Source organism: Mesorhizobium sp. RSR380A (assembly GCF_054719385.1).
The window spans coordinates 2,630,284-2,643,533 of the sequence record NZ_JBTTIB010000001.1 but is presented as its reverse complement, the minus strand read 5'-3'; the positions used below and the strand labels follow the sequence as shown (position 1 = coordinate 2,643,533).

The following is a 13,250-nucleotide window of genomic DNA, read 5'->3' as shown; positions in this document are numbered from 1 at the left end:
GGTCATGATCGCCTATCTCGGCCGCCGGCTGATCCAGTCGCTGCTCATCCTGCTTGGCGTCTCGCTGATCACTTTTGCGCTGCTCTACCTCTTGCCGGCCGACCCGGTGCGGCAGATCGCCGGCCGCAGTGCTACGCCGCAGACGGTGGAAAACATCCGCCAGCAGCTCGGCCTCGACCAGCCTTTCGTCGTCCAGTATTGGCACTACCTGACGAAGCTAATCAGCGGCGATCTCGGCCGCTCCTACATCCAGCGCTCGGAGGTTACCGAGCTCATCGTCTCGCGGCTGCCGGCCAGCCTGCTTTTGATGGTGGGCGCCATATTGTGCGAGTTGCTGATCGGTCTAAGCATGGGGCTGATCGCCGCCGTCAAGCGCGGCTCCGCCACCGACCAGACCCTGATGGTGGCCTCCTTCGTCGGCGTCTCGGCGCCGCAATTCGTCGTCGGCTTGTTGCTGCTCTACGTCTTTGCCGTGCGGCTAAGCTGGTTTCCGATCGGCGGCTACGGCACATGGCGCCATCTGGTGCTGCCGTCGCTGACCATGGGCATACTCGGCGCCGGCTGGTACGCGCGCATGATGCGCTCGTCGATGATTGACGTCCTGCGCCAGGATTATGTCCGCACGGCGCGGGCCAAGGGCCTGGCGCGCAGCGCCATCATATTCCGCCACGCACTGCCGAATGCCATCCTGCCGGTCATCGCCATGATCGGCATCGACATCGGCATCTTCATGGGCGGCATCGTCGTCGTCGAAAGCGTGTTCGGCTGGCCGGGTATCGGTCAGCTGGCGTGGCAGGCGATCCAGCGCGTCGACATTCCGATCATCATGGGCGTCACGCTGGTCTCGGCCTTCGCCATCGTGCTCGGCAATCTGCTCGCCGACATCATCGCGCCGTTCATCGATCCCCGCATCAAGCTCAGATGAAAATGAAACAGAGAAAGGGAACACAACAATGAAAAAGTTTCTCGCATCCACAGTCGCGGCATCGGCCTTGGCCCTCATGCTCGGCATGACAAGCGTCCGCGCCGAAGACACGGTCGATCCCAACGCCAAGCAAGGCGGCGCCATCACCATCACCTACAAGGACGATGTTGCGACCCTCGATCCGGCGATCGGCTATGACTGGCAGAACTGGTCGATGATCAAGAGCCTGTTCGATGGGCTGATGGATTACGAGCCGGGCACCACCAATTTGAAGCCCGATCTGGCAGAAAGCTACGAGATTTCGCCCGACGGCCAGACCTTCACCTTCAAGCTGCGCCATGGCGTGAAATTCCACAATGGCCGCGAGATGACGGCCGACGACGTGAAATATTCGCTCGACCGCGTCACCAATCCGAAGACGCAGAGCCCCGGCGCCGGCTTCTTCGGCTCGATCAAGGGCTATGACGATGTCGCCGCCGGCAAGGCCGAAGGCCTGTCCGGTGTCACCGTCGTCGACCCCTACACGGTCAAGTTCGAACTGACCCGGCCCGACGCCACCTTCCTGCATGTCATGGCCATCAATTTCGCCCATGTCGTGCCGAAGGAAGAGGTCGAGAAATATGGCGCCGATTTCGGCAAGCATCCGGTCGGCACCGGCGCCTTCAAGCTCGCCGAGTGGACGCTGGGACAGCGCATCGTCTTCGAGCGCAATGCGGACTATTGGCACAAGGGCCTGCCGCATCTCGACAAGATCACCTTCGAGATCGGCCAGGAGCCGATCGTGGCGCTGCTGCGCTTGCAGAAGGGCGAGATCGATGTTCCCGGCGACGGCATTCCGCCGGCCAAGTTCCAGGAGGTGATGGCCGATCCCGAGCAGAAGGCGCGTGTCGTCGAAGGCGGTCAGCTGCACACCGGCTACGTCACCATGAACACCACCATGGCGCCGTTCGACAATGTTAAGGTGCGTCAGGCCGTCAACATGGCGCTCAACAAGGCGCGCATCATCCAGATCATCAACGGCCGCGCCGTGCCGGCCAACCAGCCGCTGCCGCCGTCGATGCCGGGCTACGACAAGGACTACAAGGGTTATCCCTATGACGTAGCCAAAGCCAAGGCGCTGCTGGCCGAGGCCGGTCATGCCGATGGTTTCGACACGCAGCTGTTCGCCATGAACACCGATCCCAACCCGCGCATTGCCCAAGCGATCCAGCAGGACCTGGCGGCGATCGGCATCAAGGCCAGCATCCAGTCGCTGGCGCAGGCCAATGTCATCGCCGCCGGCGGTGACAAGGCCGGCGCGCCGATGATCTGGTCGGGCGGCATGGCCTGGATCGCCGACTTCCCCGATCCGTCGAATTTCTACGGCCCGATCCTCGGCTGCGCCGGCGCGGTGCCCGGCGGCTGGAACTGGTCGTGGTATTGCAACAAGGATCTCGACGCCAAGGCGGCCGAGGCGGATTCGGTGGTCGACCCGGCAAAGGCCGGCGAACGCGACAAGATGTGGAGCGCCATCTACGACAAGGTGATGGAAGACGCGCCCTGGGCGCCGGTCTTCAACGAACAGCGCTTCACCATGAAATCCGCGCGCATGGGCGGCGCCGACAACCTCTATGTCGACCCGGTCCATATCCCGATCAACTACGACAATGTGTACGTAAAAGATGTGCAATAACTGCGACTACACCATCCATGGGCGCCACCACCATTTCGGCTGGGACAATTCCTTTGTCCCGGCCGAGCGGGTGGCGCCCGGCGCGACCATCGAGTTCCAGTGCCTCGATGCCGCCGGCGGCCAGCTGAACGCCGACAGCACGGTTGCCGAAATCGCCAAGCTCGACTTCGCCGGGGTCAACCCGGTGACCGGGCCGATCTTCGTCGAGGGCGCCGAGCCGGGTGACGCGCTCAAGGTGACGATCGAGATGTTCAAACCGTCCGGCTTCGGCTGGACGGCGAACATTCCGGGTTTCGGCCTGCTCGCCGACGACTTCACGGAACCGGCGCTGAACATCTGGAAATACGATGCAGCCGCGCTCGAACCGGCGCTGTTCGGGAAAAACGCGCGCGTACCACTGAAGCCGTTCGCCGGCACCATCGGCAATGCGCCGGCTGAGATGGGGCTTCACTCGGTGGTGCCGCCACGGCGGGTCGGCGGCAATCTCGACATCCGCGATCTCGCTGCCGGCACGACGCTCTATCTGCCGGTTGAGGTGGCCGGCGCGCTGTTCTCGGTCGGCGATACGCACGCCGCACAAGGCGATGGCGAGGTCTGCGGCACGGCGATCGAGAGCCCGATGGACGTCGTGCTCAAGCTCGACCTTGTCAAGGACGCCAGGCTGAAGACGCCGCGCTTCACCACCGCCGGTCCGGTGACGCGCCATCTCGACGCCAAGGGCTATGAGGTGACGACGGGTATCGGGCCGGACCTGATGACCGGCGCCAAGGAGGCGGTGGCGCAGATGGTCGATCTGCTTGCTGGGCGGTATCAGATCGATCCGGTCGAGGCCTATATGCTGGCCTCGGTGTGCGGGGACCTGCGCATCAGCGAGATCGTCGACATGCCGAACTGGGTGGTGTCGTTCTATTTTCCGCGTTGCGTGTTTGAATGACGGTACGTCGGCGCCGCACCCCCACCCCGCTGCTTCGCAGCGACCCTCCCCACAAGGGGGAGGGTAAAGCGCTGCCACCCTACCTCCCCCTTGTGGGGAGGTCGGACCGGAGGTCCGGGTGGGGGTCAGCGCCAAGGTTTGTGCGAATGGTGCGACGGAACCAATCCGTCGCAGGGCTCCACCCACAATGACCCTCGCCGACAACCCCATCCTCTCCATCGCCAACCTCTCCGTCAGCGTGCGCGGCGAGGACGGCGAGCGCGATGTCGTCTCCAACCTGTCGCTGACGCTGGCGCGCGGCGAGACGCTCTGCATTGCCGGCGAATCCGGCTCCGGCAAGTCGATGACCGCGCTGGCGATCATGCAGCTTTTGCCGCAGCCGGCGGCGCGCATATCGTCAGGCATGATCCGTCTTCGGGATGGGAATCGGGGCGACACCGACCTAGCAACCCTCGACGAACGCCAGATGCGGCGCATTCGCGGCGACCGCATCGCCATGATCTTCCAGGAGCCGATGACCTCGCTCAACCCGGTTCTGTCGATCGGCCGGCAACTCACCGAATCAATCGAGGCGCATACCAGCCTGTCGTCGGCGCAAGCCCGCCGGCGCGCCATCGAGGCGTTGAAGGCGGTGCGCATTTCGGAGGCGGAAAGCCGGTTAAAGCAGTTTCCGCACGAACTCTCCGGCGGCATGCGCCAGCGGGTGATGATCGCCATGGCGCTGGCGCTCGAGCCCGACGTGCTGATCGCCGACGAACCGACGACGGCGCTCGACGTCACCGTGCAAGGCGAAGTGCTGGAGCTGTTGCGCGACCTGCAGCGCCAGCATGGCACCAGCGTCATCCTGATCACCCACGATATGGGCGTGGTTGCCGAAATGGCCGACCGGGTCATCGTCATGCGCGACGGCCGCATGGTCGAAGAAGGCACGACATCGGATATTTTTGTCCAGCCGCAGGCCGACTATACGCGCGAACTGCTGGCTGCCGTGCCGCGCATCGGCAGTGGCGTCGGTCGACAGAAATCCAGGGATGCGATTGACGTCTTGAAACCGGCCAATGTCGCCGAGATCAACGACCTGCATGTCCGCTTCGATCTGCGTGGCGGCATCTTTGGCCAGGTCACCCGCCGCGTCCACGCCGTCGAGGGCGTCAGCTTCTCGATCGCGCCCAACGAAACGCTTGCTCTGGTCGGCGAATCCGGCTGCGGCAAGTCGACGACCGCCAAGGCGCTGGCCGGACTGGCGCCGTATAGCGGCGACATCGTCATTGGCGGGCGCAATCTCTCCGGTCTTGGCCGCGACGAGCGCAAGGCGGTGCGCCGTGACGTCCAGATGATTTTCCAGGATCCCTTCGCTTCGCTCGATCCGCGCATGCGCGTCGGCGACCTCGTTGCCGAGCCGCTGGTGATCCATGGCATCGCTTCGAAGGACGAGCGCCGGGAACGGGTGGCGGCGCTGTTCGAGCGTGTCGGCCTGTCGGCCGAACAGATGGAGCTTTACCCGCACGAATTCTCCGGTGGCCAGCGCCAGCGCGTCTGCATCGCCCGAGCGCTGGCGCTACGACCAAAACTGATCATCGCTGACGAAAGCGTCTCCGCGCTCGACGTCTCGGTGCAGGCGCGTGTGCTCGATTTGCTGAAGGAATTGCAGCGCGAATTCGGCGTCGCCTATCTCTTCATCTCGCACGACATGGCGGTGGTCGAGAACATTTCCGACCGCGTCGCCGTCATGTATCTCGGCCAGATCGTCGAAATGGGCACGCGCGACCAGGTGTTTTCCAACCCGCTCCATCCCTATACGAGGCGGCTGATCGAAGCGGTGCCGGTGCCCGATCCGGCGCAGCGCAGAACGCGCTTCGCGCGCCTCGACCAGGAAATCCCGAGCGCCACCCGCAGGATCGGGGAGGCGCCGCTGAAGCTGGCGCTGAACGATGTCGGCGGCGGCCATCTGGTTGCTGCGGAAAGCTGAGCCCGCACTGGCTGGCAGCTGTTCTTTTACTTTGTTGAGTACAACCAAGAACTGCCGTCTCGGGTTTACCGCGTCTTAGGTGGACGGCGACCACTATACGGTCGGCGTTCTTGCCACGGGGAAAAATAGTGCTCAAGGCGGTTCTGCAGCTGCTGCCGGGTCGGTTCATGGATGTGCGCATGCGCGTATCCGCCGACTACGAGACGCGCGTCGTGGAGCGGCCCGGGCGCTGGATGAAGGCTGCCGAACTGGAGCAGCTGAGCAGCGATCTGCGGCTGGTAGCGTCCAAGACACTGAAGTTCGGCAGCCTGACCTATGGCGTGTTTTCCGGCGACCGCAGCCGGCTGGAACATTCCATCATCACCATTGTCTACCGGCGCAGCGACCGGCAGCCGATCGCCTTCAACGCGCTGGCGCTGATGGAGATATCGCTCGCCGGCAAGCCCTATGAAGTCTTGCACCTCGGTTTGGTCATGATCGATCCCGACGAGCGCAGCCGCGGGCTGAGCTGGATCCTCTACGGCCTGACCTGCTTCCTGATGTTTTTGCGCAATCAACTGCGGCCGATCTGGATTTCCAATGTCACCCAGGTACCCGCTGTCGTCGGCATGGTCGCGGAGGCGTTCAGCAATGTGTTTCCCGGACCGCATGCCGGCGCACGGCGCTCGCTGACCCATGTGCTTCTGGCGCGGCAGATCATGGCGCGGCACCGCCATGTCTTCGGCGTCGGCCCCGAAGCTGGTTTCGACGAAGAGCGCTTCGTCATCACCAATGCCTATACGGGCGGCTCGGACGATCTGAAGAAAGCCTTCGACGAGACGGCCAAGCACCGCGACGAGACCTTTAACGAGTTCTGCCGCAAGGAGCTCGACTATGGGCGCGGCGACGACGTGCTGCAGATTGGCCAGATGAGCTTCCAGGCCGCGCGCACCTTTCTCGCCGACACCGTTCCGCGCGGCTCACTTGCCGCCCTTGCGGTAGCAGGTGCGGCGGCCACGCTGCAGCGGCTGGTTTTGCCGTTGGTTCACTGGGCCGATAGCACCCGCCAATGGAATGTGCTGAGACCATGGACACGCTGATGGCTTCATTCGTGGCGTCTCGGTTTATCCGCAAGCTGATGGCAGCCGGCCGATGATGAACCTCGACGGCACGCTCGTCGCCGACACCATCACCTCGCTAGCGGCGCTGGTTGGCCTGCTTGTCGTGATATCGATCATAGGCGGGCGCGACACGGGCGATCCGCTGTCGCGGCGCTTTCTATTCGGCCTCAAGGTGCTGGCAGTGCTGCTTGCCTGCCGCATCCTCGACTGGACCACGGGTCTTGCCTTTTTCCGGTTCGTCACCATCACGGCGGCGGGTCTGCTGCCGCTGGCCGCACTGCTGCTGACCGAAGGCCTGCTGCGCCGGCACGCGCCGTTCGCTCTCAAATTGTTCGCCGCCGGCGGTGCCCTGCTGTTCTTCCTTCTGGCGCCGATCCCGGCACGTTTCGCTGAACCATGGCGAATGGCGGTACTACTTGCCTTCCAGTTCGGAGGTTTTCTCGCCATCGGCTGGCTGGTGATGACGCGCGATCGCGACAGCCTGTCGGCGGCCGAAAACCGCACGGTCGAGCGCATGGCGCTGTCGCTGCTGTTGATCATTCCGTTCATGGTCACCGACTACCGGCCCGGCCTGTTCGAAGTGCCGGTTCGGCTTGGCGGCATCGCCATCCTGTTCCTGTGCTGGCTGACGATCGGCCTTGGACGCGCCAGCCTCGGCCATCGCGACACGATCGGCGCCTTTACCGTGATTACGCTGAGCTCGGTTTTCGCCGGGCTGGCGCTGGGCGGCATCGACGATCTCGGCTGGCGCGGCAGTGTGCAGGGCGTGGTGATCGTGCTGTCGGCGACGCTGCTGGCAGTCATCTACAATGACAGCGTCAGCCTCACCGCGGAGAAGCGCCGCGACTCGTTGCTGAAGCATATGGCCGAGGGCGACCTCACCGATTCGGCGCGCTTCCTGCGCGGCCTGCAGAGCCATATTCTTGTCGACGGTGCGCTGATCCTGCCGGCAGCCGACCTCGGTGATTTCGACCTGAAGGTGCTGGCCCGTGCACTAGAGCAGGAGCCCGTGCGCTCGCTCGCCGATACGCAGCCGGGGGCGCCAGTCGACCAGGATATACGCGAGCAGCTGGCCTGGCTGTTCGAGAAATTTGAGGCGACCCATGTGCTGCTGGCGACGCTCGAGCCGTTGACCGTGGTGGCGCTCAACATGCCGGCGCTGGCATCGTCGCCGGGCGTGGAAATGGAGCTGCGGGCAGTCCAGCGCATGGCGATGCTGATCTCGCAGCGGCATGCGAAGGGTTGATCATACTGAACGGGCCGGCTCTTGCGTCGGCCCGTTGCCGTAGCCGGGTCAGGCGGCCTTGGTCTTCAAGGCCTCTTCGTCGCGCACCATTTTTGTCACGGCGGCGAAGTCGAGCTTGCCGGAGCCAAGGACCGGTACCTTTGAGACCACCCGCACTTCGGCCGGGACCATCAGGTCCATGGCGCCGTTGGCCTTGGCGTAGGCGAGGAATTCCGCTCGTGTGGCGCCGGATGCCTCAGTGATGAGGATCAGCTTTTCGCCCTTGCGCGCGTCGGGCACCGTGGCGACCGCGGACAGCGAGCCCTTCCACAATTCGCCGGCCAGCGCTTCGACAGCGGCGAGCGAGATCATCTCGCCGCCGATCTTGGCGAAGCGCTTGGCGCGGCCGCGAATGGTGATGAAGCCGCCTTCGTCGATAGCGACGACGTCGCCCGTATCATGCCAGCCGTCCTCCAGCGGTTCGAGCACGCCGGGCTTCTCGGCCCGGAGATAACCGGCCATGACATTGGGGCCGCGCACGAACAGCCGGCCGCCTTCGTCGACGCCGGGGACGGGATCGAGGCGGTATTCCATGCCGGGCATGATCTTGCCGACGGTTCCAGAGCGATTGTACATCGGCGTGTTGATGGAGATCACCGGCGCCGTCTCGGTGACGCCATAGCCCTCGAGTATGCGGACGCCGAACTTCTCCATATAGGTCATGCGCGTCGCTGTCTTGACCGGCTCCGCGCCGGCAAAACAATAGCGTATCGAGCGGAAGTCGTAGGGGTGCGCGGTGCGGGCATAGCCGGAGAGGAAGGTGTCGGTGCCGAAGATGATCGTCGCGTTCGAGCCGTAGATCAGTTCCGGCACGAGGCGGTAGTGCAGCGGCGAGGGGTAGAAATAGACCGGCACGCCGGAGATCAACGGCAGCACCGTGCCCGCGGTCATGCCGAAGGAGTGGAAGATCGGCAGCACGTTGAACACCTTGTCGCCCGAATGGAAGTCGATACGCGACGCCGCCTGGGCGGCGTTGGCCAGGATGTTGCGGTGGGTCAGAACGACGCCCTTCGGCGTGCCTTCCGAACCCGAGGTGAACAAGATCACCGCCGCATCGCCGGGCTTGCGTTTCGCGCGCGGCGTCGACTTGCGCAGCAAGCCGAGCAGCTTATCCTTGAGACTGATGGTCTTTCTGAGATCGTCGAGCCACACGATGTCGACCGAGCGACCGAGTTCCTCGACTACAGCGCCGAGCTTTGCCTGTTCGACGAACGCGCGGGACGTCAGCACGGTGCGGACTTCGGCGGCCTTGCAGGCGGACAGAATATTGGCAGCACCTGCGGTGAAGTTCATCATCGCCGGAACCTTGCCGGCGGACATGACGCCGAGCAGCGTCGCGCAAGAGCCGTTGGCGTTGGGCAGCATGATGCCCAGCGTCTGCTGGTCGGCATAAAGGTTCTGGAACTTCTCACCAAGCACGGCGGCAGCCGTGAGCAGCTTGCTGTAGCTGAGAGAACCGGTGACCGGATCCTGAACTGCGAGCTGATTCATGCCGCGTTCGTTCGCCGTCTCGATGATCTTTTCCAGTACGGTCTTGTCGATGTCCTGGGTGCGGAAAACGAGATCCGACATCACCTGGTAGAGCGCGGAACCCGCCGCGGCGCGGCGCTTGCGGCCCTTCAGCTCCTGCGGCACCTCGAGCTTGACCGGTTCCAGAATGGTCACCTTGACCTTCGGGAACAGGCGGCGGCGCACATGCTGCGAGCTCAGTCGCGAGAAGTAGGTCTTCTCCAGCCCGTCGATGCGCACCGGCACAACCATCGAGCCGGTCTTGTCGGCAACCATGGCGGCGCCGTCATAGACCTTCATCAGGCCGCCGGTCACGGTGATGCGTCCCTCCGGGAAGATCACCAGCGGGTCGCCGCCCTGCACGATCTTGATCAGCGTGCGGGTCGACATCGGCTTGGCCGGGTTGAGCGGCAAAGCGCGGGCAAGTTTCATGAACGGCTTCATCCACCAAGCCTGGGCAATGGTGTAGTCGATGGCGAAGACCGGTTCCTCATCGGTCAGCGTCAAGGCGAGCGGACCGTCGAGGAAGCTGACATGGTTGAGCGCCAGGATCGGCGCCTTGCCGGCCGCCTTGAGGTTTTCCATGCCCTCGACTTCGAGGCGCAGGAAAGCGCGAAACAGGATGGAGACGAAGTCACGGAAGGGGTTCGTCGGCAAATATTTCAGCATCAGCCAGGCGGCAATCGCATTGGCCGCGACGAGGCCGAACAGGATGCCGCCGGTCGAGACCTTCGTCTGGATCAGGGCCATGATGATGCCGCCGCCAGTCATGAAGCCGGCATTGACGATACTGACGGCGGCGACGACCCGGGCGCGCCGCGCTTCGGGCGACCAGGCCTGCACGGCGGCGAAGGTCGGCACCACCAGGAAAGCGGCTGCAATGGCCATGCCGGCGAGGTCGATGGCGACGCGGACCGTGTTTGGGCCGGCGAAGAACGCGCCAAGGGTTTCCGCCTGGGGCGACGGCGTCATGCCGGAGATGGTCCAGGCGAGATGCAGGCCGAACAGGGCGAGCAGCGCCGTGCCGACCGGTGCCGGCAACAGCACGATGCGGCCCTGCGACATCCAGGCGGCGATGGCCGAACCGATGGCGATCGAGACGGCGAACACGGCGAGGTAGACGGTGACGGCCATTTCGTTGCCGCCGAGCGAATCCTTGATCAGCACCGGCAGGAGCGAGAGCACGATGGCGCCGATCAGCCAGAACCACGACGTCATCAGGCCGGCGCGCCAGATGCGCGTGTCGGTGCGCAATTCGGCGACCTGGCGCCAGGTCGAGCGGAAGATGTTCTTGTCGATGACAAGGTCGGGCGCCGCCGAACCGGTGGACGGGATATAGCGGCTGACGAGCCAGCAACCGACGGCGAGCGCCATCATGATCGGTCCGAACACCGCGACGCCGATACCATCGGCGGAAACGACGCCGCCAGCTATGGTGCCGCCGAGAATCGCGGCAAACGTGGCTGACTCGATCCAGGCGTTGGCCTTGGGCAGTTCCTTGCGTTCGAGGTGATCGGGCAGGATTCCGTATTTGATCGGTCCGAACAGCGCCGAGATGATGCCGAACATCAACAGCGCCGTCATCAGCACGGGAATGGACGACAGGGCGATGCCGACGACGGAGACACCCGCCGCGGCGATCTCGGCGAATTTCAGACGCTTGGCTATGAGAGCCTTGTCGAAGCGGTCGGCGAGCTCGCCGCCGAGCGCCGACAAGAGCAGGAAGGGAGCCATGAAGACGGCGCCCGCCAAGGTGACCAGTGATGCCGCCTGGTCCGCCGCCAGCGTGAACAGAATAAGGAACACCAGCGTGTTCTTGAGGAAATTATCGTTGAAGGCGGACAGGAACTGCGTCCAGAACAAGGGCGCAAAGCGCCTGGATGTCATCAGATGAGCTGTCGGTCGGTTGATCGGGGCGATTTCCATAGCGGCGACTTCCATTGGGCAAGACCGGTGAAAATCCTGACTGGATTGATCAGCGGTCTTGCGCGTTGAGCCTTGTTTAGCGGGAACCCGGTTACACTTCGTTACTGCGGCTGACTTCCATCAGCAACTTCTCGGTCTTGGCGTCTTCCAGCCGGTTGATGAAGCGGCTTGCCTCTTCCGAGTCGCGCAGTGTCTTGGTGATGGTGATCGAGGTGTGCACGAGCATGATGGCCGCCATGGCATAAAACCCCTTGGCGGCGAAGCTCGCCTCCATGAAGTAGATGCCGCCGGCCATCATTGTGGCGGCAACGGCGAAACTGGCCATGGTGAAGGTCTTCCAGGCGCTTGAGTCCTTGGGGGAATAGGTGTTCGGGGTCATCGATATGGTCCTTTCGTTTCAAGGTCAGGTTGGTTGGGCGTGGGTCTGTTTCAGGCTGGATACAATCAGGCCGGATACAATCAGACTGGATAACAATCAGGCCGGGTACGATCAGGCCGGCTTGGTCATGGTCTTCGTGAGCCGTTCGAGCACGGCGTCGGCGCTGCTTCTCAGCGGCGCACCGCAGCCGGCGGCCGCAAGCTTCTCTGAGACCGCGGCAGGATCGCCCGACTGTTCCATCTCGGTCATGGCGGCCGCGGTGTCGTCGATCTGCTTTTGCCTGGTGCGCAGGCGCAGCAGCGTCTCCTCGGCGTCCCTGAGCGCCGACAGGCTGGAGCCGGGCGCGCTTTCTCGCAGGCGCTGGGTCGAGTCGACCGCGGCAACGATGCGCTGGCCGCGCTGCAATTCGCGCAGGCGCATTTCGGAGACGCGGATAATCCGCTTGAGACGCTCTATCTCGGTGCCGAAGCTTTTCTGCGCCTCGGCGGAGGCGTCGCGTTCGGCTTCCAGCATGGCGATGGTTTCGGCGGCTTCGCGGGCCAGTTCATTCTGTCCCTGCTCGATCGCGGCGATCGTGCGCTTCTCCAAATCGTCGATGCGGAGGACAAGCTTCTTGAACTGCGCGACTTCCTGTTCATTCTGGGCGATGGCAATTGCAACCGCCCGGCGGGCGGCCGCGATAGCGTCGGCGCAATCGCGGATCTGCTGGCGCAGGATTATCAGCGCGTTGCGGTCGACGACCGCCTCGGCGGCTTCGTAGCTTCGGCCGCGAACGAGAGCAAAAAACTGTTTCAACATTTCCGTTTCTCCTCTATGAACGTTGTTCATGAGGCAAAGTAGCACATTGTGAACGGCGTTCAAGGAGAAAATGAACGGTGTTCATGATTGCGCATAAGAGAAGGTTAATGACCGCAAAACGGGACGCCAAACGCGAGGACCTCAAAGGCAGGCTGATCGAGGCCGCGCAAGCGCGCATCCAGTCCTCGGGGCTCGCCGGTCTGCGTGCGCGCGACATCACGGCCGATGCCGGCTGCGCGCTGGGCGCGCTCTACACCGCCTTCGCCGACCTGGACGAGCTCATCCTGCACGTCAACTCGATCACGCTGGCAAGACTTGGGGCGGCGTTGGAACAGGAGGCGACCGGCGCGGCCGAGCCAAGGGCCAAGCTGAGGGCTCTGGCCAAAGCCTATCTCTCTTTCGCGCGCGACAATCGCATGGCGTGGAAGGCGCTGTTCGAGCATCGCATGGCGCCAGGCGTGGCGGTGCCCGGATGGCATCTGGCCGAACATGCCGTGCTGATCCAGCATCTCGTCGAGCCGCTGGCGGCGCTGCTCCCGGCGGCGGCAACGCCGGAGCTTTTGGCCCGCGCGCGCACGCTGTTCTCCGCCGTGCATGGGATCGTCGCCATCTCGCTCGAAGACCGTTTCATTGGCCTGGCGTCCACCGATCTCGAAAGTGAGCTGCTGGGTTTCGTCGGCACGCTGGTGAGCGGACTGGAGACGGAAAGGGAATGAACTGCTGCGATCGGCTCTTGCCTCACGGCACTCTGCC

General features: G+C 63.8%; 10 protein-coding genes. 7 read left to right on the top strand and 3 right to left on the bottom strand.

The features are described from left to right. The first annotated feature begins 4 nt into the window (after positions 1-4). From ACYG9Z_RS12760 to ACYG9Z_RS12735, 6 genes are all read left to right on the top strand, one after another. Positions 5-925 carry an ABC transporter permease gene (locus ACYG9Z_RS12760; RefSeq protein ID WP_023688824.1) on the top strand — a complete coding sequence of 307 codons (921 nt, stop codon included), beginning with the start codon at positions 5-7 and terminating at the stop codon, positions 923-925. A gap of 76 nt (positions 926-1,001) precedes the next feature. Further along, a complete protein-coding gene (locus tag ACYG9Z_RS12755; protein WP_460221783.1) occupies positions 1,002-2,597 on the top strand; it encodes an ABC transporter substrate-binding protein in 1,596 nt (531 codons plus the stop codon). Beyond that, complete coding sequence (locus tag ACYG9Z_RS12750) at positions 2,587-3,531, top strand: acetamidase/formamidase family protein (protein WP_023693232.1); 945 nt, start codon at positions 2,587-2,589, stop codon at positions 3,529-3,531. Before ACYG9Z_RS12755 ends, ACYG9Z_RS12750 begins: the two co-directional genes overlap by 11 nt. A 187-nt stretch (positions 3,532-3,718) precedes the next feature. Next, a complete protein-coding gene (locus tag ACYG9Z_RS12745) occupies positions 3,719-5,500 on the top strand; it encodes an ABC transporter ATP-binding protein (RefSeq protein WP_023753214.1) in 1,782 nt (593 codons plus the stop codon). Between the two features lie 128 nt (positions 5,501-5,628). Further along, a complete protein-coding gene (locus ACYG9Z_RS12740) occupies positions 5,629-6,579 on the top strand; it encodes a hypothetical protein (RefSeq protein WP_031203678.1) in 951 nt (316 codons plus the stop codon). A 52-nt stretch (positions 6,580-6,631) separates the two neighbouring features. Continuing rightward, a complete protein-coding gene (locus tag ACYG9Z_RS12735) occupies positions 6,632-7,846 on the top strand; it encodes a hypothetical protein (RefSeq protein WP_023753215.1) in 1,215 nt (404 codons plus the stop codon). Between the two features lie 48 nt (positions 7,847-7,894). On the opposite strand, the gene ACYG9Z_RS12730 is transcribed toward ACYG9Z_RS12735, so the two are convergent. The 3 genes from ACYG9Z_RS12730 to ACYG9Z_RS12720 form a co-directional block, all read right to left on the bottom strand. Then, positions 7,895-11,320 carry an acyl-[ACP]--phospholipid O-acyltransferase gene (locus ACYG9Z_RS12730; protein ID WP_023753216.1) on the bottom strand — a complete coding sequence of 1,142 codons (3,426 nt, stop codon included), beginning with the start codon at positions 11,318-11,320 and terminating at the stop codon, positions 7,895-7,897. Between the two features lie 91 nt (positions 11,321-11,411). Further along, a complete protein-coding gene (locus ACYG9Z_RS12725) occupies positions 11,412-11,699 on the bottom strand; it encodes a YiaA/YiaB family inner membrane protein (protein WP_023668598.1) in 288 nt (95 codons plus the stop codon). A 111-nt stretch (positions 11,700-11,810) separates the two neighbouring features. Continuing rightward, positions 11,811-12,497: a PspA/IM30 family protein gene (locus ACYG9Z_RS12720; protein WP_023700179.1), complete on the bottom strand. Its 687-nt coding sequence runs from the start codon at positions 12,495-12,497 to the stop codon at positions 11,811-11,813. 107 nt (positions 12,498-12,604) lie between these two features. Here ACYG9Z_RS12720 and ACYG9Z_RS12715 point away from each other — a divergent pair, with 107 nt between their 5' ends. Further along, entirely contained in the window at positions 12,605-13,213 is a 609-nt protein-coding gene (locus tag ACYG9Z_RS12715) for a TetR/AcrR family transcriptional regulator (protein ID WP_023698731.1), read from the top strand. Positions 13,214-13,250: the final 37 nt, after the last annotated feature.